Below are 21,527 nucleotides of genomic sequence, written 5' to 3'. Positions count from 1 at the left end.
AGGGTTACTAACGTAAGCAATAGAACATCCGAAATAAACGATTTTTGCCTTAATAACAAAAAAGCCATGTAAAATCAGTGTTTTTTTCTGATCCTACATGGCTTTATTGCGTTTTTACAAACTTAACTGAAATACGTTTTTAAGCCAGAGATACGCTCCTCTAGGCGTGCTTCCACGGTGCGATAAGCCTCTCGATTCGGCAGCTCCTCATGCACAGAGAAATAATACTTGATTTTCGGCTCCGTGCCAGAAGGACGTGCAGAAATTTTACTGCCATCCGCTAAATAAAACTGCATCACATTCGAGGCCTCCACCTCCAGTGGGGTAACCTTACCCGTCGACACATCGGTCACCGTACCCTGTAATACGTCGACTACCGTGACCACAGGGATGCCATTAATCTCTTTCGGCAGGTCGGTCCGGTATTGCTTCATCAGCGCTTGGATTTGCTCAGCACCATCTTTCCCTTTCTTGGTCACCGAAATGAGCGACTCCTTATAAAATCCAAAGCGCATGTAAACCTCTGCCAGCGCATCTTGAACCGTCATGCCCTTTGTAGCGTAGTAGGCCACGATTTCAGCGGTTAAACTACAAGCGGAGACCCCATCCTTATCGCGTACAAAGTCGCCGACCAAAAAGCCATAGCTCTCTTCGCCACCTCCGATAAATTCCTTTTTGCCCTCCTGGGCCAAAATCACATTCGCGATATTTTTAAAGCCTGTAAGCACCCGATAGCAGGGAACCTCGAAGCCGGCACAAATTTGGTCGATAAGCTCCGTCGTCACGATGGTATTGACCATAAATTGATTACCGGTCAATCTACCTTGCTCCTGGTATTGCGTCAGCAGATAATAGGTCAGCAGCGTTCCCGTCTGATTTCCATTCAATAGCTCGAAACCCCCTCTTTCGTCCGGCACACAGGCGGCATAGCGGTCTCCATCCGGATCACAGGCCAGTACTAACTGAGCTTGCTTTTCTTCAGCCAGGGCCAATGCCATCGTCAGGGCCTCTGCCTCTTCAGGGTTAGGATATACAACCGTCGGGAAGGTCCCATCAGGTGCCTCCTGCGCGGGAACCACATGGATACTTTCGAAACCAAATACGCGTAAGGCGGCGGGGACCATTTTCCCCGTCACGCCATGGATAGGAGAAAAAACGATCGGCATGTCTTTCTGCGCCGTGATGGCCAGCGGAGAAAGACTTAGTTTCTTTACTTCATTGAGGTAGATCAGGTCGAAATCCTCCTCGATATAGGTAAACAGGTCAGGATTTCCAGTCCACTTTACGGCATCGATGCTTTCGATCTTCTGCACTTCTGTGATGATATTTTTATCATGTGGAGCCACCACCTGCCCACCATCTTCCCAGTAGGCTTTATAGCCATTATATTCCTTGGGATTATGAGAGGCCGTCACCATCACGCCACTCTTACAACCGAAATGCCGAATGGCAAAGGACAGCATCGGGGTAGGTCGGCTTTCCCTAAAATAGTATACCTTTATCCCATTAGCGGTGAAAACATTTGCCGTCGTCTCTGTGAATAGCGTATTGTTGATACGGCAGTCATGCGTCAGCGCTACCGAAATTTTCTCGCCCGGATAGGTGGCATTTAGATAGTTGGCTAAACCTTGGGTGGCCATACCCACCGTATACACGTTCATTCGGTTCGAGCCCACGCCCATGATGCCACGCAAGCCTCCGGTCCCAAACTCTAGGTCTCTATAAAAGGCATCCACTAAAGCGGTGGTGTCAGCTGCGTCTAATAGCGCTTGAATTTCATCCTTGGTAGCTTGATCTACTTGGCTATGTAGCCAGCGCTCCGCTTTCGCGCGAATCATCGGATCTATATTGGTCATAGGTTTGTAAAAAGTTTTGTTGTCTGCTTAAAATTAAAGAAATACCCTGAAAAAGAAACAAGAATGCCCGATTTTTCACCGGGCATTCCACTTTTTTATGCATTCAGGCCTTACAGGTTGCCGCGCAACTCCTGCTCACGCTCGATCGCTTCGAAGAGGGCCTTAAAATTCCCTTTGCCGAAGGACTTCGCCCCCTTCCGCTGTATGATTTCATAAAAAACCGTCGGGCGATCCTGCACCGGCTTGGTAAAAATCTGCAACAGGTAGCCCTCATCGTCGCGGTCTACCAGGATATTTAAGTCCTTCAGAGGCTGCAGGTCCTCATCGATAGCGCCGACGCGGTCTAGCAGGTCATCGTAGTAGGTGTCCGGCACCTCCAGAAATTCTACCCCACGGCGACGTAACTCAGATACCGTATGCAGGATATCGTCCGTGGCGATAGCCAAATGCTGCACCCCTGCACCCTGATAGAAATCGATGTATTCTTCGATCTGCGACTTTTTCTTGCCTTCCGCAGGCTCATTAATCGGAAACTTGATAAAACCATTTCCATTCGATACCACCTTCGACATCAAGGCCGTATAATCAGTAGAAATATCCTTATCATCGAAGGTGATCAGCAAGTTGAAGCCCATGACCTTTTCATAAAAGTCTACCCATTTGTTCATCTCGCCCCAGCCCACATTTCCAACACAGTGGTCGATATACTTCAGACCGATGGGCTCAGGGGTAAAGGTCGACTGACGCGGCACATAACCCGGAAGAAAGACGCCCGTATAGTTCTTGCGCTCCACGAACAGGTGTACTGTCTCACCATAGGTATGGATTCCGGACACGATCACCTCACCATGTGCATCCTGAAGGACTGTCGGCTCCTGATAGGCCTTAGCACCACGCTTGGTCGTCTCCTCGAAAGACTGGCGCGCATCGTCTACCCACAGGGCTAAGACCTTCACACCATCCCCATGTGTTTTCACATGTTCCGCGATCGGATGCTCCGCCTGCAGGGCAGTAGTCAGCACTAGGCGAATTTTATCCTGCTTCAACACATAAGAGGCGCGGTCTTTTACGCCTGTTTCGGGGCCTGCGTATGCGATCAGCTCATAGCCGAAGGCATATTGGTAGTAAAGGGCAGACTGCTTGGCATTGCCCACATAAAATTCCACGTAATCGGTCCCGTTAATGGGAAGGAAATCCTGTTCCATACTGTCTATGATTTGGGTTTATAGCTCGAAAACTCGTTTACACAAAGGTAACAAAATAATCTTTTCCCCTCGCCTGCGCATCACTTTCTATAACCGTTCTTATTAGGTTATCCCATTTTGGCCTACCGGCCAAAACAGCCTACTCATGTATCAATGGCAGGCTGCCGCACTCCGCTATAGACACGCTTACCAGGTTCCGTGGAACTATCTTATGCTAATGTGCTGAATAAAAACGTATTCCAGCCATGCATAAACTGTAAAGAATTCTTTATATTTGCAACAATGTTGCAAATAATAAAATCTCGTCTGTGTTCCCATCCTGACTTTATCGGCATAGCTGCCTCCGTGCTATGTATGATTCACTGTTTATTTGTTCCTATAACATTGACTATAGGCTACTGGTGGAAAACTACTAAAGGGTACGAAATTACCTCGCCGAAAGTCGATACCCTCATGCCTGAACAAGTTCCACCTACTCATAGAACGGTACGTTATTATGGGCTAAAGTATCAAAAAAGCATGGCGGAAAATCATGCCGATCACTTGCATTTATCTGCAGGAGAACTGGTAGAACAGCACCTCAGTCATGGGAATCACACTACCTTTTGGCACGCTTTAGATTATTTCTTCGTTTTTATAGCCCTCCTAGCGGTGCATCAATCAAGCCAAAAAACAGCCTCCAAAAGTATAAAATTATTGCTTTGGTCTGCTTTTAGCGTTTTTGGACTAAGTGTACTTTTACATGAAGCATACCCTTGGCTGCTATACCTTTCACTAAGCGCTTCGCTACTTTTAGTCTATGGCCATTATCTCAGGTGGAAAGTAGGCCGTAAATGTATAAAAAACCCTATTTAGCTATTGGCTGGAGGCCATTTTTTCCCGTACCTTCACCATATGAGACAGCCTAAACCTTTTTACTTCCGCGGGCAGTATCAGCTTGGCTCAGCGGAGGCCTTCCGCTTCATGAGTGTATCCGATGGGCACCTCGGCCAAAAAGACAGTATGCATCCCGAGCATCTGCAAACCTTAGCAGCTGCACTCCACCGAGAAAAAGAGCGCATGGCCTTTTGCCTCTATAACGGTGACCTGGTTCATGATTGCCCGAATCGACTGCCCGAAGTGGCGCAGGTATTCGCCAGCCAGAAGGTGCCGCTCTTTGCCACGCGTGGCAACCATGACCACTGCCCAGAAGAAGACTGGAAACGCATTTTCGGCCATGGCCTGAACCACCGCTTCCAACAGGCAGCTATCGGCTTTATCCTGCTGGATAGCAGCGACGAAAAGGGGAGCTACCGCTGCATAGCGCAGGAATTTTTAGCAGAAAGCCTGCATGCCTTTCGCGAACTGCCAGCCGTTTTCGTGGCTACCCATTTGGCCCAGGGGGGCCAAAGCTACCACAGTATCCAATGCCCCGATTTTCTACCGCTCCTACAGCGCTACCCAAATGTCAAAGCGGTGCTGCATGGGCATGATCATGACATGAACGGACAGGTGTACTGTGCCGACGTCCCCCATCTCTGGTCTGGACACATTGGAGGAAGTTGGGGCCTGCCCGAAACGAGCTACCGCGAAGTGATCTTAGAACCCGATGGCCTGTTAATCAGCTGCATGCGCAGCCTACGCTCCGGTGAAATCCTTCAAGGACATGTCTTTCGAAATAGATTTTGACCAAAGGTCAATTTCATCTACAGGCCTACCATCTGCAGCCAGAGTGTCCACAGGCCTTTCGCAGCAAGAAGGAGGCTAAGCACGGCGAAAAAAAGCAACGAATAGCGGAAAAAAGGGCCTGAAGCCTTGCGCCGGCTGAGGAGGCGCCAAAGCCCAAAGCTCAGTAGGGGCAACAAAAGGGCGTTGGTAAACTGGGCCAGCGCGATCAGCTGGAAAATATTCCAGCCCGCCAAAGCGATCAAGCTGGCGCTACCTACCATGCCAGCCATCAAAAGCCGCATCGGCAAACCGCGAAGCGCGGTGGACCAGTTAAACAGGCTGCAAAGGACGTATGCCCCCGCAAATGCTGCCGTAAGCGCCGAACTTAGCCCAGCTGCAAAGAGCCCCAAACCGACCGCCAAAGGAGCCCAGCCATCCAAAAGCGGACGCAGCCCTTCGGCCAAATCCGCCCCCTGTATCAGACGATCTAAACTGCTACCGGCGCCTGTAATCACGATGGCCACGGAGATCAATCCCCCCAGTAGAAGGGCCTGTGCGAGGTCCCGACGCACCCAGCGGACGTGTACACCCTCCGGATAGCGCTCATGCAATAATCCACTGTGCAAGAATAGGTTATAGGGAACTACCGTAGTACCTAAAAGGGAAAGAATCAAAATAGAATCGCTCTGAAAACGAGGAACCAAGCCCTGGACTAATGCAGCAGGGGCCGGTTGTAGCGCCACCGCTGTTCCCATAAATGCCAGCGCTAACATCGCTACCAAGAACACAACCCGTCTTTCCAGCTGTTGGATGCTTCCCTTTACTAAAACAAGCACCACGATCAGCCCCAAGAGCCCTTGATAGACGCCGATCGGCCAATTTTCAGCAGCGGGTAGCCCCTGTTCTATCACCAGCGCGACGCCTAGGGCAGCACCACTCAGATTATCCACCTCATAGGCCGTATTTCCCACCCCGATGGCTGTTGTGAGGAGGACCAGCATGAGGGCTTTGCCCAAAGGGCCCGGCAAGAGTTCTTCCCGAAACTGCTGTGCGAGTGGACGTCTGTCCTGTAGGCTGAGCCGGAATGCGGCATCTTGAAAGCAGTAGGTCATGCCGATACCCAGTACCAAAACCCAAAGCAAGGAATAACCCGTTTCGACGCCGGCCATGCTGCAGACCGTCACCGTGCCCGGTCCGATGAAGGCAGCCGCTACCCAGGCTCCTGGGCCTAATTTCCACCCTTTTTTTCCCACAGCAGCCTGCATCCTAAGGGCGGCTTAAAAGTGCGTACAGCGCAAAACTCCCCAGCCAGTGGGTCCCTTCATAGTTTTCGTCCACTAGCTCCGGCAGGGCATGTCGCACATGCGCATCCGCGATCGGCAACAAGTGGGCCAGCGCATCCGGCTGGGCCCCTACAAGTCCGTATAGGCACCAGGCACGGCTGAAATTGAGCCCATCGAGGTGCACTAATTTGCCATCAGCCCGATCACTGACCTGCGCTACTTCCAAGGTGAAATCGGGGGAGTAGAGCGGCGGCAAAAAGGATTTTGACCAGCGTTTAAACTCTTCCGGATTGAGGACTTTCCGCATCAGGTCCAGGGTCTGAAAGCAGGGGGATAAAAAGTCATACCCTGAGGGTTCATAGGCCAGCGGACAATCTTGGTCGGTATAGAAAAAGCGCTTGGCATGCTTTTCGATTTCATAGGCCAGAGCCGTTTCCCCCGCCGACAGCGCATAGTCATACGCCAGGCTAAGCCCGAAAGCCGTATTCGGATGCTCTCCCGATCGCACCGGGTAGACTAATTTCGGTAAAAATGTGCGATACTTATCCACGATCAGCTGCGTAAGTGGTGCCAAATGCGTACTCAACTCCACTCCTAAGGGGTCCTCCCAAGTCTGTAACGCCTCGGCTAGTTTAAGGAGCCAGGCCCATCCATATGTCCGCTCGAAGCTGCCATTTTCCGGCATGTGAAAGTAGGCCACCTCTGCCGCGATATGTTCCGCCCGAAGCCGTCTTTTTAAGAGCGCCCGCACCTCCGCTGCCTCCGGCAAATCCGGAAAGCGCTTAAGCAGCTCCACCATCATCCAGTGCCCATGCACGCTGGAATGCCAGTCGAAACAGCCATAAAAGGCCGGATGGAGCACGTCTGGTGGAAGTAGGTAACTGCTATCCGCGAGGACCTGGTTGAGCTTGTTCGGGTACACCACCTCGGCACAGTGGAGGGGCAAAGCGATCAGGCGAGAAGCCTCTTCCCGGCTTAGCTCCGGTGCCGGTAGGGTCGGGGTCGCTTCTGGGGATTTTGGGCCGCAGGCCAAAAGGAAAAGAAAAAACAACCCAAAACCAGCGGCAGGAAAGTAGCGAAAAAGGAAAGAAGTGTCAGGCATTGTCAGACTTTAAGCGGTAGGACCTTGTTTATACAGCAATAAAGCCATTTCTTGCAAAGAAAAAAAATGCTTTCTATACTCGTTTTTCTGGTTTTAGGGCTGCAAGTGCTTCTGCTAGTGTTACTGATCCGAGGCAGACTATTTCGGGACCAGGCAGCTCAACAGGAAAAGCTGCTGCAGACCATCCGTTTCGAGCAGCAGCAGGAGCGTAGAGATCTGTTGGCCGCCCTGCAGAACCAGTTTCTGACCTTCGTTCAAGCTATGCAGCAGCAGAGCCGTGAGCAGCGGGAGGTGCTGGCCGACTTTGGGCGGGTCTTTGAGGTGAATGTAGACCGTTTTAATCAGGTACAGAAGGAGAAGTTTCAGGAGCTTCTCTTTCGGCAGGAGCGCCTGATGGCGCAAACGGAAAAGCAGCTGGAGCGTATGCGTGAAACGGTAGATGAAAAGTTGCAGAAAACCTTAGAAACCCGTCTGGGCCAATCGTTTGCGCTGGTAAGTGAGCAGCTTCAGGCGGTACAGAAAGGGCTAGGCGAGATGCAGCATCTCGCCGCAGGGGTAGGAGATCTAAAAAAGGTGCTCAGCAATGTTAAAACGCGTGGTGTGCTGGGGGAGTACCAGTTGCAAGCGCTTCTGGAGCAGCTCTTGGCACCGGATCAGTATGCCTTGAATGTCGCCGTTATTCCGGGCCGAAATGTCCGTGTGGAATTCGCGGTCAAAATGCCGGGGGCCGCAGCAGACCGCCCTCTTTACCTACCGATCGATGCCAAGTTTCCCCAGGAGAGCTACGAGCGGCTGTTGGCGGCATATGATGGGGATGATCTCGCACAGGTGCAGCAGGCTCGCCTAGTTTTAATCCGCACGGTAAAAACATTTGCAGCCACGATCGAAAAGCAGTATCTTTTGCCACCGTTTACGACGGATTTTGCTCTTTTATTCTTGCCCACCGAGGGACTTTATGCTGAATTAGCCCGTGAGCCCGGTTTTATCCAAGAGTTGCAGCAGCAACATCGAGTGGTGCTGACCGGTCCGACGACCCTGGCGGCCTTCTTGAACAGTCTTCAGATGGGCTTTAAAACTTTAGCCATCCAGCAGCGTAGCAGTGAGGTATGGCAAGTGTTGGCCGGCGTGAAGGCTGAGTTCACGAAGTTCGGAGGCCTGATTACGAAAGCCCAGAAGAAACTGCAGGATGCTAATCAGGATTTAGACCAACTGGTGGGGACGCGAACGCGGGCGATAGAGCGGAAATTACGTGATGTGGCACTTTTAGAGGATGAAAATGATGAAACCCTTCCAAAATAAAATGTGTGTGGCGGAGATGAGTTGCCAAGCTGGCGCTGCGGCGGCGCCAATTGCTTCTGCATGGCTATCCCCTAGATATTTGTGGCTTTTGGCCTTTTTCTTTGCCCTTTGGGCGGAGCCCCTACATGCGCAGGAAGAAGAGCCCATTTATGAGCTAGATGGAGAAATTCGGAGTAATTCCATCGTGATGATTGAGCTGGCGCAAAAGTTAGTCCTAGACATGCGCTACGAAAAGGCGCTAGAAATCGTGGAGTTGACGCTGAAAGACGACCCCTACTTTCATCCTGCCTACCAGACCTTTTATTCGGCGGCGAGCCATGTTCAGGAGGCTTGGCCTCGTTTAGTGAGGCACTTAGAGAAAGCTACTCAGGCCTATTTTCGGGAAGACGATGAGTTGATTTTCTACCTGGCTAATGGGCTTTACTGGATGGAGCAGTACCCCGAGGCACTGGCACGCTTCGATGAGGCCATTCAGTGGAGCAAGGTAAATGGAGAGGATTTTTATTTGATTTGGAACTATCATTTTAACCGGGGCAACTGTCTGCTGAAGATGAAGCAGTATGCGCAGGCGGTGGAGGCCTATGATGAGGCGGCCCGTTTAAATCCGGTGGATGCAGGGATTTTTGCGAACCGAGGGATCTGTCACCATTACTTAAATAATGCGGCGCTGGCTTGTGCCGACTGGCAGGAAGCGCTGGATCTGGAGTATCAGAAGGCCGCAGAATACCTCGAAAGATATTGTGATTCGAATAAAAGCCAGTAATTTTACATCATAAAATATCCCTATGGGAGTCAAAGGATGAAAATTGTTATAGCCGGAGCTGGTGATATGGGTTATCACTTGGCGCAGCAGCTCGCCTCCGAAGATGCGAATGAAATCACGATAATAGACGAAAATAAAGATACTTTAGACTATGTCGGGAGTCATTTAGATATTCTTACCGTTTTAGGCGACGCCACGTCCATTGCTGTCATGCGGCGCGCTGCCGTGCAGGAGGCAGATCTTTTTATGGCGGTAACTACCTCTGAAAAAACCAATATGCTCTCTACTATGCTCGCCAAGCAGCTAGGAGCCAAGAGGGTGATTTCCCGCGTGCGCATCCATGACTACTTGGAAGAAAAGAATCAGGGTATCTTTAAAAATCTGGGGGTGGATAATTTAATCAGTCCCACCATGCTATGCTCCGAGGAAATCGTCCGTATGGTAGAAAACGCCACCTTCACCGAGGTGTTCGAATTCGAAGAAGGCAAGTTTAACATCGTAGGCATTACCTTGGATCAGTATAGTAAGTTGGTCAACCGTCGGATCGCGGACATGGGCAATGATCCTATTTTCAAAGACATCCGCATTATCGCTATTGTGCGGGACCAGCGCACCTTGATACCCCGCGGCAGCACCTATATTCGCAATAATGATCATATCTTTTTCATTTCCACAGAGCAGGCCAATGCTTCTATTTTAGAGCTCCTCGGACAGAAGAAGGTAGATATTTCAAATATCATGATCATCGGTGGAGACGATATGGCCTACACGACGGCGCTTAAACTGGAAAAAAATTATAATGTCACGCTTGTGCACCGGGAAAAAGAACGTTGCAAATGGCTGGCGGAACACTTAAATGACACCCTTGTGATTCATGGGGACTACAGAAATATCGAGCTGCTAGAGGAAGAGGGCTTAGAGCAGATGCAGGCGTTTATCGCCTTGACCGAAAGCTCCGAAACCAATATCATCACCAGTTTAAGTGCGAAAAATCACAAGGTGTACAAGGCCATCGCGCATGTGGACACGCGGGAATACATCCACATTTCGCACAGCATCGGTGTGGATTCTTTGATCAACAAAAAACTGGTAGCGGCGAATCAGATTACCCGCTTTTTGCGGAAGGGCAGCGTAGAGGCTGTTTCGGGCATTTATGGCGTAGATGCCGAGTTCGTCCAGTACTCCATCTCCAAGGGTGGGCGCATGACCCGCAAGCCGCTGAAGGCCCTCAACTTCCCGGATGCTGCGATCATTGCGGGGATCATTCGTGGGGAGCAGGTTTTTATTCCCGATGGGGAATTTCGCTGTGAAGCGGAGGATAAAGTGATCGTATTTGCTTTGCCTGCGGCCAAAAAAGCATTAGAAAAAATATTCAACTAGCCATGATCCACGGAAAAGCGATCGCCCGGGTAATGGGTATTTTAATGTTGTTGGTTGGCCTATTGATGTTGCCAGGTGCCGCCTTTAGTTACTATTACGGCAGCAGCGATTTACTGGCGCTACTTGGCTCCTCTGCCATTAGCATTCTGTCCGGATTGGCTTTTTTCTTGGCCTTCAAGGAGGATAAAGACGGTATCCGCAAGCGCGAAGGTTACCTGATCGTGGCGCTGACATGGGTGGTTATGGCCATCTTTGGGATGATGCCGTACCTGATTAGTGGTGCCATCCCGAAGGTGCCGGACGCCCTTTTTGAGACCATCTCGGGTCTCACCACGACGGGTGCTACCATCCTAACGGACATCGAAGCACTCCCGCAGGGCCTGCTTTTCTGGCGCAGTATGACACAGTGGATCGGTGGTCTCGGCATTATCGTCCTTACGGTGGCGATTTTCCCACTTTTGGGGATCGGAGGGATCGAGTTATTCGTGGCCGAAGCCTCGGGTCCCACGAATGACAAGTTGCACCCCCGGATACGGGAAACGGCTCGTCGGCTGTGGCTGCTCTATGTGGGGCTTACGGTGGTTGTGGCGGCCTTATACTATATTTTCGGCATGAACTTGTTTGATGCTGTGAACCATGCGCTTACGACCACTGCCACAGGGGGATTTTCTACTAAAAATAACAGTTTCGCTTTCTTCACTAGCCCAGCGCTTCAGTACATTGCAATTGTTTTTATGTTCATTTGTGGTATTAACTTCACCGTCATTTACTTTTTTCTCACGGGCCGAGTTAAAGCTGCTTTGCGCTCGGATGAGTTTAAGGCGTATACAGTGGTGGTGTTTGTACTCATCATTGCGCTCAGCATCCCGATCTATTTTTTAGGAGATGGCAGTGTAGAGGAATCCTTTCGCAAGACCGCCTTTCAGATCATCTCCATGATCACGACTACGGGTTTTGTGGTGGATGATTATACCGCCTACCACCAGGGGATCACGCTTATCTTTTTTATGTTTTTGTTTTTTGGTGCCTCGGCAGGAAGCACCTCTGGGGGGATCAAGTTTGTGCGGCACCTCACCTTCTTTAAAAATAGCTATTTAGAGTTCAAGCGTATCATTCATCCGAGGGCCATTGTGCCTCTAAAGATTAATGGCGACCGGGTGACGGGTAAGATCATCACCTCCATTATGAACTTTTTGCTCATTTATCTAATGGTGTTTGTGTTTGGCTCCATTTTTCTAAGCTTTATGGGCTATGACATCATCACCTCTTTTGGAGCGGTAGCGACCTCTTTAGGAAATGTGGGGCCGGCCATAGGAGGAGTAGGACCAGAAGATAGTTGGAATTTTTTCAACCCAGTAGCGAAGGTTTTTCTTGCCTTTTTGATGCTGTTAGGACGACTGGAGCTCTTTACCATTTTGGTCCTTTTTACACCTTATTTTTGGAAGGCCAACTAACTGGATGTGCACAGCCCTTTTTGGCGGGGGGGCTGTGCAGGCACCACTTTTTAAGTTCGAAAAAGACATTCAAGCGCTGCCAAAAAAGACGATGAAACCCACTTTTGGACTCGGCTTTGAAAAATCGGAATTCAGTTTCACCATAAACCTCCGGCGCGGCGGCTGAGACTTTTACGCCCATTTTGCACCTAAGTAAAAGAAAACATTCCTCAGCTGACTTCATGATCTTAGTTGAAAATATGTATTTAAAACCATATCTTTATGGGTAAAAATAGGTAGTAATATGAAATAAATTGGATAATTTAGTTTGATGAAGAAAAGAGAGTCTACCTGATAATAGTTTTCTTAATAGAAGTTTTGCTAAAGGGCAAGATCAGATTACCCGAGACGTGAAAATGGACAAGTGGAGACAAATCAAAAGGCACATCCATTAAAGAAGAGGTTTAATGGGAAAAATAAAACCATGGCAAATAAGATTATTTTGAGATAAAAAATTGTAGGACATCCAAATAAATTAGAGTAACGTATGCCTCAATCTATAGCTTATAATTACAGTCATATTACCTTTAGTACCAAAAATAGATATCCCTTTATTGATGAACAGATACAAGAGGAATTGTTTCAATACATCGGAGGAATATGTAAAAAAATGGATTTCAATCCTGTGATAGTTGGCGGGTACAAAGACCATATTCATATTCTTTGTGTTCTGTCACGAAAAGTGGGGCTGATGAAACTAATTGAAGAAGTTAAATCACATTCATCCAAATGGATGAAGACCAAGGGTGAGCTGTACAAGAACTTTTATTGGCAAAGGGGATATGGGAGTTTTTCGGTTAATCCATCGGGAGTTAATGTGGTTGTGCGTTACATAGAGAATCAGGCCGAACACCATAAAAGGAAAACATTTCAAGAGGAGTATTTAGGTTTTTTGAAAAAATATAAGATTGAATACGATGAACGCTATGTGTGGGATTGATTTCGCACCTTTGGTGCTTTGGGGGATGGGTGCCTCGTTTCATTTACGAGTCCTAAGGGGCTCGGATAATGATTTCGCACCTTTGGTGCTTGGGGGATGGAGGCCTCTTTTCATTTCCGAGCCCTTAGGGGCTAGGCTAGTGATTACCGCACCTTTGCTGCTTGGGGGATGGGTATCTCGTATCAAAAAGCGCCAAGGGCGCAAAATCATTAACCTAGGGCATCGCCCTGGGACATCGCCCTGGGGCATCCGCCATGGGACTTCGCCATGGAGCATCTCCATGGGATCTCGAAGCACCAACGGTGCGCAATCTCAATCGATAATCTAAAAAATTCCTACCAAACCCTAACCTCAAAAGGCTCGGCTTATGATTTCGCACCTTTGGTGCTTGGGGGATGGAGGCCTCTTTTCATTTCCGAGCCCTTAGGGGCTAGGCTAGTGATTACCGCACCTTTGGTGCTTGGGGGATGGGTGCCTCGTTAATTACCATGGTCATTAGGGAAAAACATTACCCCAAAAAAGCGCCAAGGGCGCAAAATCATTAACCTAGGGCATCGCCCTGGGACATCGCCCTGGGACATCGACCTGGGACATCGCCCTGGGACATCGACCTGGGGCATCGCCATGGGACGTCGCCCTGGGGCATCCGCCATGGGATCTCGCCACGGGGCATCGCCCTGGGGCATCGCCATGGAGCATCGCCCTGGGGCTCACCCCTCTATAAGCGCCGCACGCATTTTCACAATCCGGTCTTCTAAACTTTCACTGCTCAGCGTGGCCCGCAAACGATCCACCATAATCGGAAAAGAAAAGGGTGTAAACTGCCCCGGACGTTTGAGCACCAAGCGCTTCCTATTGATCCGCTCAAGTGCCGCCCTCACCTGGTCCTCCGAAACACTCGTCGAAAGAACCTCCCGACGTGCCTGCTCCAAAAGTAAATTATCCGGATCATAGGTCTCAAAAACACTGTAGAGCAACCCAGAGTGACTTTGCAAATGCTTAAACGTGGCCGCCTTGCCCGGAAAACCCTGGAAAATCAAGCCCGAAATCGTGGCCACATCACGAAACTTGCGCTTGGCCATCTCACTCTCGTTCAAACAGGCAGCCAAATCCTCCTCCAAGCCCTCCATCCGGAACAAGTCTTCCTCCAAATACTCCTCGATCCGAAGCTCTGCGTCAGAAAGCAACTCAAACCCATAATCATTCATCGCTATACTAAACGTCAGCGGCATGCTCACACTGATTCGGTAAGCAAGCAGGGCCGCTAAAATTTCATGCACCATACGCCCCTCAAAAGGATAAAAATACACATGATCGCCTTCCTTCGTACGCTGATGCTCGATGAGCAAAGTGTGCCGGTCCGGAACCAAAGAAAGCTTTTGCTGCAGCAGCAGCAATGGAGCCAAATACCGCGTCTCCTCCTGCCGATAGATCCCGCGCGATACCTCATCTAATGTGGCCTTGATCTTTTCCGAAAGCCGCGAAGTGAGCGAAATCCGCCCTCCCATATAACTCGGAATGTTCGACGTCTTCGCCGTAGAACGCTTCACCAGCGCCTGCATCTCCTTCAGCTGCACAAACTCCAAACTCCGGCCCGCAAAGAAAAACTTATCCCCAGGCTTCAACTTGCTAATAAAGTACTCTTCGATCATGCCGATAAAGCCTCCCGTCTTAAACCGAACCTTCACCATAGGATCCGACACGATCGTCCCCATCGAAAGCCGATGCCGCATAGCGGTGCGCTTGTCCTTAACCAACAAGCGCCCCTGCCCATCCTCCTGCACCTTCGAAAATTCCGCATAACCCTGCAGTGCCTCTCCACCCTGCGTGATGAAACGCAAAATCCAAGCATAGGCCTCTGGATCCAATTGCCGAAAGGCAAAGGTCTGACGCAAACAGGGATACAGCTCCTCCGGACGGAAACCACCACCCACCGCCAAGGTGAGCAAAAACTGGATCAACACATCATAGGTGAGCTCCGGGCCAGGCAGGGTCTCGATTTCTCCCTCCCGAATGGCATCGCGCAGGGCAGCCGCCTCCAGCAACTCCAACGCATGGGTGGGAACAAAATGAATCTCACTGGCCACTCCCGGGCGATGCCCCGAACGCCCCGCACGCTGTAAAAAACGCGCCACCCCTTTCGGGCTTCCAATCTGAATTACGGCCTCTACCGGGCGAAAGTCCACTCCCAAATCCAAGGAAGAGGTGCAGACCACCAGACGCAAGCGACCCTCGTGCAGCTGCTCTTCCACCCAAGCACGAACCTCCCGATCCAGCGAGCCATGGTGCACCGCCACCAACCCCGCCCAGTCCGGCCGCAGCTCCATCAACTTCTGGTACCAAATCTCACTTTGTGCCCGGGTATTCGTAAACAGTAAAACCGTCCGATACCGCTCGATGAGCGGAATGACTCGGTCGATCAACTTGATTCCCAGATGCCCTGCCCAAGGGTATTTCTCCAGCTCCTCCGGATAGAGGGTATGCATGTCCAACTGCTTCTCAAGCTGCGCACGGACCAATGTCCCTGTTTGACTACCGTTCAATATCCACATAGCTTCCTCCAGGTTGCCTACCGTAGCGGAGATACCCCAGGTCTGCAGCTGCGGACAGCAAAAGGCGCGAAGATATGCCAGCGCCAACTGGATCTGCACGCCACGTTTATTGCCCATCAACTCGTGCCACTCATCCACAATCACCGCTTCTAGGTTTGCGAAAAAGTTTTGATGGTTCGCCTGTGAGAGCAGCAGGTGCACGGTCTCGGGCGTGGTCACCAGGCATTCCGGCGGACGCTTCTTTTGGGACTGCTTCACACTGCTGCTGCTATCCCCATTCCGCACTTCCACCCGCCAGGGGAAATCCATATCGTCACAGACCCGCTGCATGGCCAGCTGGATATCTTGGCCCAGCGCCCGTAAGGGGGTGATCCAAAGCACCTTCAAGCCCTGCTCGGCACTCTTTCCGGGGTTTTGGTCCCACTGCACCTTATGCCGCAGCATAGCCGGCAGCCACAGTGCATAGGTTTTGCCACTCCCCGTAGGGGCATTGAGCAGGCCGGACTCCCCGCGGAGATAGGCCTCCCAGGTTTCCAGCTGAAACGGAAAGGGCTCCCAGTTTTTTTTACGAAAGTAGGCAGTGCCTGCGGCAAGGGCGGCGTCGATGACCTGCGTCATAAAGCGATTATAGAGGTTGGGTGAAGAGAAATCAAGGATGAAGCTGCTTTAGCTGGCTGCTGCTTAAGGCTTTACCGGTGGCGGAGCCTCTGCTTCTTGGTATTGGGCGAGCAGGGTCTGCAAGTCCTCCAGCGTATTGGCCTCCTCTTTCGGTTTATCTCGCCGCCAACGCTGAATCCGCGGAAAGCGCAGCGCGATTCCCGACTTATGGCGTGGACTTTCCTGGATGCCCTCAAAGGCGATTTCAAAGACCAGCTCCGGCTTCACTGTCCGCACCGGCCCGAAGCGCTCGCGGGTATTTTTCTTTACGAAGCGGTCCACCTCACGCATTTCTGCATCGGTAAGCCCTGAGTACGCTTTCGCAAAGGGCACTAGATTCTCCCCCTGCCAGACGGCCAAGGTATAGTCGGAGTAGAGGTCTGCCCGCCGCCCATGGCCTTTTTGCGCGTAGAGCAGCACCCCATCGATCGTCAGTGGTGCCACCTTCCACTTCCACCAGCTGCCACGCTTGCGGCCCGTTTCGTAAGGGCTGTCTTTCCGTTTTAGCATAAAGCCCTCCGCTAAGTATTGGCGCGCCTCTTGCCGCAGGTGGTCGATGGCCTCCCAGTCGCTCCCCTGCACGAGGCGGGAAATGGGAAAATACGCTGAAGGGTAAGCGGCATGCAAGGCCTCCAGTTTAGCCCTCCGCTCCAGCAGCGGAAGCCTGCGCAGCTCTTGGCCATCGGCCTCCAGCAGGTCATAAGCCATAAAGGCCACAGGAGCTTCTTGTAACAGCTTTTTGCTCACCGTTTTTCTTCCGATGCGGGTTTGGAGCAGGGAGAAGGGGAGGGGTGCGCCCTGCGCAAAGGCCAGGATTTCGCCGTCCAGCACCGTTCCGTCCGGCAAAGCGGCGGCCATCTGCAGGATTTCAGGGAACTTATCACTGATGAGCTCCTCACCGCGCGACCACAGGGAAATCAGGCCTTCCCGCTTGATGAGCTGCCCGCGGATGCCATCCCATTTCCATTCGATCAGCCAGTCCTCGGGATTTCCTAAGGTGTGGGGCTCCTCCTCGAGGGGGTGGGCCAGAAAGAAAGGATAGGGCTTGGAAAGTGCATCTTCGGCCTTGGGGGCCAAAATAAGTTCTTCGAAGCTGATGCGGTCCGGGTCCCAATCGCCCATGAGACGGTGGACCACCTCGGCCTTTTCCAGCTGATAGGCTTTGGCAACAGCCTGCGCCACGAGATTGGCGGACACGCCCACACGAAAACCTCCGGTGATCAATTTAGTAAACACGAAGCAGTCCGTTTTATCCAGTTGTGCCCAGGCTTGCAGGATAAAGGCCTTTTTTTCTGCTTCCGACTGACTGCGTACGGTATTTAAGGCTTGGATCCACTCGGCCAGGGAGCGCTGCATTTGCGTATTGGCCTGCAGGGGAAGGAGCAGGGTGATCGTTTCGGCCAGGTCGCCCACCACTTGATAACATTCTTCGAAGAGCCAGGGGGGAATTTGTGCCACTTCATAGCACCAGACGCGCAGCAGGGTAGTGGGCACCTGCCGTTTAGGCCGGCGATGGTTGAACAGCGCCAGTGCCCAGACCTTGTCCGGATCTGGCGCTTCGGTGAAGAACTGCAGCAGCGCCTGCACCTTGTCGCTGGTCTTGTTACTGGTATTTAGGGCTTGAATAAGCGCAGAAAAGGCATGCATGAAGAGGCCGAGTAGGTTTGGTTTTCTACTAGCATGTAACCACTGTGGGGGGATATAGGTTTAGTAGCCTTCCTTTTTCCGCAGAAAAAGCCCTTAACCCTGATGATATCCCTCGATACCCGATGGCGCCTATCCAGCTGTTTGGATGACTTCTTTAAATTTGGTCGATTGCTCATTTCCAGCCCTTCGGTCACTTCTTCTCCGATAACGATAAATCCATCTGTAGGCACGATATAATAAGTCCAGCAGTTTAATGCCTGATTTATAATTCACTAATTATCTTAAATGGCTTTAATGAATGACTTACCATTCATGAATTGATAATTGAAAAATTAATGCTAAATTTGTATGATTATTCATTCACTAAAATATAAAAGTGACTTTATGACGGATAAATCATTTAAAAACTGGGCATCCATGAGCGACAAAGCAATCGCTGAGTACATTGGAGCATTTGTAAAGCACCAACGTCTGGAGCAGAATAAAACGCAGGATGAGTTGGCATCTGCAGCCGGTATCAGTCGATCTACCTTAAGCTTACTGGAGCGCGGTGAAACGGTAATGGTAAGCACACTCATTCAGGTATTAAGGGTTTTGGATCAACTATCCGTACTGAGTGCTTTTGAAGTCAGGGAAACAATTAGTCCCCTGGCATTGGCAAAGTTGCAAAAAGAAAAACGTCAACGGGCCAGAGGTAAATCAAAGAATGAAGAGGATAACAGCGCAGATTTAAATTGGTAAGCCATGCAAGTAGCCGAGGTAAAAATATGGGGGAAATTAGTAGGTGCCGTGGCATGGGATGCCGATAGCGGTTTTGCTACGTTTGAATACGATCCCAAATTCAAGACATTAGGCTGGGATTTGGCTCCGCTTAAGCTGCCTGTTTCTGATAACCGCCATACATTTTCATTCCCAGAACTGCGAAAGGATAAAAATTCAGCATACGATACCTTCAAAGGTTTACCTGGTTTATTAGCTGATGCGTTACCCGACAAATACGGGAACCAGTTGATCAACCTTTGGCTGGCACAACAAGGTCGGCCACAGGACAGCATGAATCCGGTTGAAATACTTTGCTTCATTGGTACTCGCGGCATGGGTGCCTTAGAATTTGAGCCAGCTGTATTGAAAGAAAGCAAAAGAACATTTTCGGTTGAAATCGACAGCCTAGTAGCTACAGCACAAAAGATGCTCAATCAAAAGGAAGCCTTTACCTCCAATCTCAAAAAAGACGAAAAACAAGCTGTATTAGAAATTATGAAGATTGGTACATCAGCCGGTGGTGCTCGTCCCAAAGCCCTTATTGCTTGGAATGAAAAAACCGGAGAGGTGAAATCTGGGCAAACCAAAGCACCAAAGGGATTCGAACACTGGCTAATCAAACTCGATGGGGTAAGTGATATACAGTTGGGCAGCAGTCATGGCTACGGCAGGGTAGAAATGGCCTACTATACGATGGCTAAGGCATGTAGTATTGACATGATGCCCTCTCGCTTATTCGAGGAAAATGGCAGAGCCCATTTTGTGACGAAACGATTTGACCGGGAAGAAGGTGAAGTAAAGCATCATATACAAACCTTTTGTGCTATGAAGCACTTTGACTATAATCTAGTCAATAGTTTCAGTTATGAGCAACTCTTTCAGTGCATGCGAGAGTTAAAGTTAACCTATGCCGATGCAGAGCAGATGTTCAGAAGAATGGTTTTTAATGTAATTGCACGAAATTGTGACGACCATACCAAGAATTTTTCTTTTATCCTCAAGAAAGGAGGCAAATGGGAGCTGGCACCGGCATACGATATTTGTCACGCATACAGACCCGGAAGCGAATGGGTGAGTCAGCATGCATTGAGTATTAACGGCAAGAGAAAGGACATAACGAAAGCAGATTTGCTGGTTATTGGGGAATCCATACGATGTAAAAAAGCATCGGAGATCATTGACGAAATTAACGACACCGTCAAACAATGGAAAAGATTTGCGGATGAAGTAAAAGTGAAACCAAGCTTGCGAGATGAAATAGCCAAAACTCTTTTAGACCTAACAAAATGAGATGTAGAGGCAAGGCATGTGAAACAGTTGGCGCAAAAGATGTGTCCGGTCAACGCATTACCTGTATCAGAGGTGGTATTTAACGTATTTTGCGCATCGCCCAAAGTCGACCATGCTGCTAATGGATATTTCGGTCTGACCATGCTAGTTATTTCAGTTAAAGTGAAACAGGTGGCGCAGTCACTCTGAAACGAAGGGTACAAGTCGAACCGTTATATTCAAATGTTACCAAGGGTAAAATAATGATAAGAAGCCGAAAATATTATCATGATCCTTTAATTTCGCCCAACGAAAACACGTTTTTCGGGCCTTTTGCAGCGGTGGAAGTTTTATCTTTATTAAAATAAGGGATATTATTTTTTATTCCATTATTGTCTATTTCAAGGACATCTTCATTTCTATAGATGTAGTTATTAGATTCACACAAAATCGAATATCTTTCGTTATAAACGTCCCCATAGGTGACAACTATGTTTTTTATGTCTTTTTGCCAGCTGATTTCTAATTTTTCATTATAAGATAAATGTATACCATTAACCATATAGTCGAAATTAGTTTTTCTGTTGGACATATATCTTAAACTAATCAAATTCTTTTTTATAAAAAATTGATCTATAGGCCCATCTTTATTCACTTCTATAAAAAGCCTGATATCAACTGCAGGTCCATTTCCAATGTTTTGTACAACGTAATACATTTCATGATAATTACTAAATCCATTCAACACTTCTTTTTTTAATATCACTATTGGCTTTTCATTTATTTTATTTATTTGTAAACTTTGCCACGACAGTACAATAAGGACAATCGTCAAACCAATGGAGAAAAACGGACTTAAAAAATTAGAAAATTTAACCCATTGATCAAAGTCACTAGAGAAGTTAAAAGACCCAAACTTATACCAATACAAAATTAAAGGAATTAGGGTAGTAAAAATTATTAATAAAATAACAGCAGTCCATTTATAATATTTCATAATCTTATTATATTAAATATTCTCAGTAATACTATTATTGGATATAACGGTTTGATTTGTGCCATTGGTTTCGGATTAACTGCGCCATCTGTTTCGGTTTAAACAGTGCCAGTTTTTAGGGGTGTTTCGGTTCGATTTGTGCCACTTTGGGAGATTAAGTTTCACCTGCCGTATCTTTTCCAGAAAAAAGGAATGGCGAATGTACTAGATCCCATGGATATAAAACAGATTTTCAGCTTACACAGAGATGGACTCAGCAATAGGAAAATAGCCTCCGTGCTAGGTATTTCCCGCAATACCATTAATCAGTATATTTCTTGGTTACATGCCTCGGATTATGATGTGGAAGAGATCTTGAACCTTCACGTCGGTAAATTGAAGGAGATCTTCCCATCCCGCACCACCATTAATAACGACAGATTTGATGCCCTGATGCGATACTTTGAAAAGGGCAGGGCTTCAAGAAACCACCCTGGATTTACCTTTCTGCACCATTATGAGGAATATAGACAGTTAGTCGATAATCCTCATAGCTATACTCAGTTTATGGAGCATTACCACAGAAAGTACCCCAAGGCAGCAGGCTCTATGAAGCTCGAACATCTTCCTGGCCATGAAGTTTACATTGATTTTGCTGGAAAAAAGATCGAAGTCATCGATAGGGACACCGGGGAG

General features: G+C 49.1%; 16 protein-coding genes and 1 pseudogene. 10 read left to right on the top strand and 7 right to left on the bottom strand.

Annotation, left to right across the window (positions count from 1 at the left end):
- Positions 1-122: 122 nt before the first annotated feature.
- Positions 123-1,856 carry a phospho-sugar mutase gene (locus ACXIT9_RS02260; RefSeq protein ID WP_458054624.1) on the bottom strand — a complete coding sequence of 578 codons (1,734 nt, stop codon included), beginning with the start codon at positions 1,854-1,856 and terminating at the stop codon, positions 123-125.
- 110 nt (positions 1,857-1,966) lie between these two features.
- The gene (hppD, locus tag ACXIT9_RS02255; RefSeq protein WP_458054623.1) at positions 1,967-3,061 is read right to left on the bottom strand and encodes a 4-hydroxyphenylpyruvate dioxygenase; all 1,095 of its coding nucleotides are present in this window, start codon (positions 3,059-3,061) and stop codon (positions 1,967-1,969) included.
- A 282-nt stretch (positions 3,062-3,343) separates the two neighbouring features.
- On the opposite strand from hppD, the gene ACXIT9_RS02250 reads away from it, so the two are divergent.
- Complete coding sequence (locus tag ACXIT9_RS02250; RefSeq protein WP_458054828.1) at positions 3,344-3,916, top strand: MerC family mercury resistance protein; 573 nt, start codon at positions 3,344-3,346, stop codon at positions 3,914-3,916.
- 39 nt (positions 3,917-3,955) lie between these two features.
- A complete protein-coding gene (locus ACXIT9_RS02245; protein ID WP_458054622.1) occupies positions 3,956-4,729 on the top strand; it encodes a metallophosphoesterase family protein in 774 nt (257 codons plus the stop codon).
- A 17-nt stretch (positions 4,730-4,746) separates the two neighbouring features.
- On the opposite strand, the gene ACXIT9_RS02240 is transcribed toward ACXIT9_RS02245, so the two are convergent.
- A complete protein-coding gene (locus ACXIT9_RS02240; protein ID WP_458054621.1) occupies positions 4,747-5,973 on the bottom strand; it encodes an NRAMP family divalent metal transporter in 1,227 nt (408 codons plus the stop codon).
- Between the two features lies 1 nt (position 5,974).
- A complete protein-coding gene (locus ACXIT9_RS02235) occupies positions 5,975-7,093 on the bottom strand; it encodes a DUF2891 domain-containing protein (protein WP_458054620.1) in 1,119 nt (372 codons plus the stop codon).
- 66 nt (positions 7,094-7,159) lie between these two features.
- On the opposite strand from ACXIT9_RS02235, the gene ACXIT9_RS02230 reads away from it, so the two are divergent.
- The 5 genes from ACXIT9_RS02230 to tnpA all read left to right on the top strand — a co-directional run bounded on the left by ACXIT9_RS02230 (position 7,160) and on the right by tnpA (position 12,968).
- Complete coding sequence (locus ACXIT9_RS02230; RefSeq protein WP_458054619.1) at positions 7,160-8,392, top strand: DNA recombination protein RmuC; 1,233 nt, start codon at positions 7,160-7,162, stop codon at positions 8,390-8,392.
- Complete coding sequence (locus ACXIT9_RS02225; RefSeq protein WP_458054618.1) at positions 8,370-9,155, top strand: tetratricopeptide repeat protein; 786 nt, start codon at positions 8,370-8,372, stop codon at positions 9,153-9,155. The genes ACXIT9_RS02230 and ACXIT9_RS02225 overlap by 23 nt, the downstream gene beginning before the upstream one ends.
- A gap of 36 nt (positions 9,156-9,191) precedes the next feature.
- Positions 9,192-10,535: a Trk system potassium transporter TrkA gene (gene trkA / locus ACXIT9_RS02220; RefSeq protein WP_458054617.1), complete on the top strand. Its 1,344-nt coding sequence runs from the start codon at positions 9,192-9,194 to the stop codon at positions 10,533-10,535.
- Between the two features lie 2 nt (positions 10,536-10,537).
- Positions 10,538-11,989 (top strand): TrkH family potassium uptake protein, encoded by a 1,452-nt coding sequence (locus tag ACXIT9_RS02215; protein ID WP_458054616.1) that lies wholly within the window; start codon positions 10,538-10,540, stop codon positions 11,987-11,989.
- Between the two features lie 526 nt (positions 11,990-12,515).
- Complete coding sequence (gene tnpA / locus ACXIT9_RS02210) at positions 12,516-12,968, top strand: IS200/IS605 family transposase (RefSeq protein ID WP_458054615.1); 453 nt, start codon at positions 12,516-12,518, stop codon at positions 12,966-12,968.
- Between the two features lie 710 nt (positions 12,969-13,678).
- On the opposite strand, the gene ACXIT9_RS02205 is transcribed toward tnpA, so the two are convergent.
- Both ACXIT9_RS02205 and ACXIT9_RS02200 read right to left on the bottom strand, forming a co-directional pair.
- Positions 13,679-16,138 (bottom strand): ligase-associated DNA damage response DEXH box helicase, encoded by a 2,460-nt coding sequence (locus tag ACXIT9_RS02205; RefSeq protein ID WP_458054614.1) that lies wholly within the window; start codon positions 16,136-16,138, stop codon positions 13,679-13,681.
- A 63-nt stretch (positions 16,139-16,201) separates the two neighbouring features.
- Positions 16,202-17,824: an ATP-dependent DNA ligase gene (locus tag ACXIT9_RS02200; protein WP_458054613.1), complete on the bottom strand. Its 1,623-nt coding sequence runs from the start codon at positions 17,822-17,824 to the stop codon at positions 16,202-16,204.
- A 348-nt stretch (positions 17,825-18,172) separates the two neighbouring features.
- Here ACXIT9_RS02200 and ACXIT9_RS02195 point away from each other — a divergent pair, with 348 nt between their 5' ends.
- Together ACXIT9_RS02195 and ACXIT9_RS02190 are read left to right on the top strand one after the other, a co-directional pair.
- Positions 18,173-18,565, top strand: coding sequence for a helix-turn-helix domain-containing protein (locus ACXIT9_RS02195; protein WP_458054612.1), 393 nt, complete (start codon positions 18,173-18,175; stop codon positions 18,563-18,565).
- Positions 18,566-18,568: 3 nt separating this feature from the next.
- On the top strand, positions 18,569-19,876 hold the full coding sequence (locus tag ACXIT9_RS02190; protein ID WP_458054611.1) for a type II toxin-antitoxin system HipA family toxin: 1,308 nt from the start codon (positions 18,569-18,571) through the stop codon (positions 19,874-19,876).
- A 265-nt stretch (positions 19,877-20,141) separates the two neighbouring features.
- Here the strand turns inward: ACXIT9_RS02190 and ACXIT9_RS02185 are convergent, their stop codons facing one another.
- Positions 20,142-20,852, bottom strand: a complete 711-nt coding sequence (locus ACXIT9_RS02185) for a hypothetical protein (RefSeq protein ID WP_458054610.1) — start codon at positions 20,850-20,852, stop codon at positions 20,142-20,144.
- Between the two features lie 192 nt (positions 20,853-21,044).
- Between ACXIT9_RS02185 and ACXIT9_RS02180 the strand changes: the two are divergent.
- Positions 21,045-21,527: pseudogene (locus ACXIT9_RS02180) on the top strand (IS21 family transposase); the annotation flags it as partial.

This window comes from Nitritalea sp., from assembly GCF_054166705.1.
The sequence above is the reverse complement of the archived record's forward strand: the minus strand, read 5'-3'. Positions and strand labels throughout refer to the sequence as shown.

What these genes read in the sequence shown, in the direction of transcription:
- ACXIT9_RS02205 (WP_458054614.1), bottom strand. Translation starts at nt 16,138, where the DNA reads ATGACGCAGGTCATCGACGCCGCCCTTGCCGCAGGCACTGCCTACTTT.
- ACXIT9_RS02230 (WP_458054619.1), top strand. Translation starts at nt 7,160, where the DNA reads ATGCTTTCTATACTCGTTTTTCTGGTTTTAGGGCTGCAAGTGCTTCTG.
- ACXIT9_RS02260 (WP_458054624.1), bottom strand. Translation starts at nt 1,856, where the DNA reads ATGACCAATATAGATCCGATGATTCGCGCGAAAGCGGAGCGCTGGCTA.
- ACXIT9_RS02245 (WP_458054622.1), top strand. Translation starts at nt 3,956, where the DNA reads ATGAGACAGCCTAAACCTTTTTACTTCCGCGGGCAGTATCAGCTTGGC.
- hppD (WP_458054623.1), bottom strand. Translation starts at nt 3,061, where the DNA reads ATGGAACAGGATTTCCTTCCCATTAACGGGACCGATTACGTGGAATTT.
- ACXIT9_RS02250 (WP_458054828.1), top strand. Translation starts at nt 3,344, where the DNA reads ATGTTGCAAATAATAAAATCTCGTCTGTGTTCCCATCCTGACTTTATC.
- ACXIT9_RS02195 (WP_458054612.1), top strand. Translation starts at nt 18,173, where the DNA reads ATGATTATTCATTCACTAAAATATAAAAGTGACTTTATGACGGATAAA.
- ACXIT9_RS02215 (WP_458054616.1), top strand. Translation starts at nt 10,538, where the DNA reads ATGATCCACGGAAAAGCGATCGCCCGGGTAATGGGTATTTTAATGTTG.
- ACXIT9_RS02225 (WP_458054618.1), top strand. Translation starts at nt 8,370, where the DNA reads ATGATGAAACCCTTCCAAAATAAAATGTGTGTGGCGGAGATGAGTTGC.
- ACXIT9_RS02200 (WP_458054613.1), bottom strand. Translation starts at nt 17,824, where the DNA reads ATGCATGCCTTTTCTGCGCTTATTCAAGCCCTAAATACCAGTAACAAG.
- trkA (WP_458054617.1), top strand. Translation starts at nt 9,192, where the DNA reads ATGAAAATTGTTATAGCCGGAGCTGGTGATATGGGTTATCACTTGGCG.
- tnpA (WP_458054615.1), top strand. Translation starts at nt 12,516, where the DNA reads ATGCCTCAATCTATAGCTTATAATTACAGTCATATTACCTTTAGTACC.
- ACXIT9_RS02240 (WP_458054621.1), bottom strand. Translation starts at nt 5,973, where the DNA reads ATGCAGGCTGCTGTGGGAAAAAAAGGGTGGAAATTAGGCCCAGGAGCC.
- ACXIT9_RS02235 (WP_458054620.1), bottom strand. Translation starts at nt 7,093, where the DNA reads ATGCCTGACACTTCTTTCCTTTTTCGCTACTTTCCTGCCGCTGGTTTT.
- ACXIT9_RS02190 (WP_458054611.1), top strand. Translation starts at nt 18,569, where the DNA reads ATGCAAGTAGCCGAGGTAAAAATATGGGGGAAATTAGTAGGTGCCGTG.
- ACXIT9_RS02185 (WP_458054610.1), bottom strand. Translation starts at nt 20,852, where the DNA reads ATGAAATATTATAAATGGACTGCTGTTATTTTATTAATAATTTTTACT.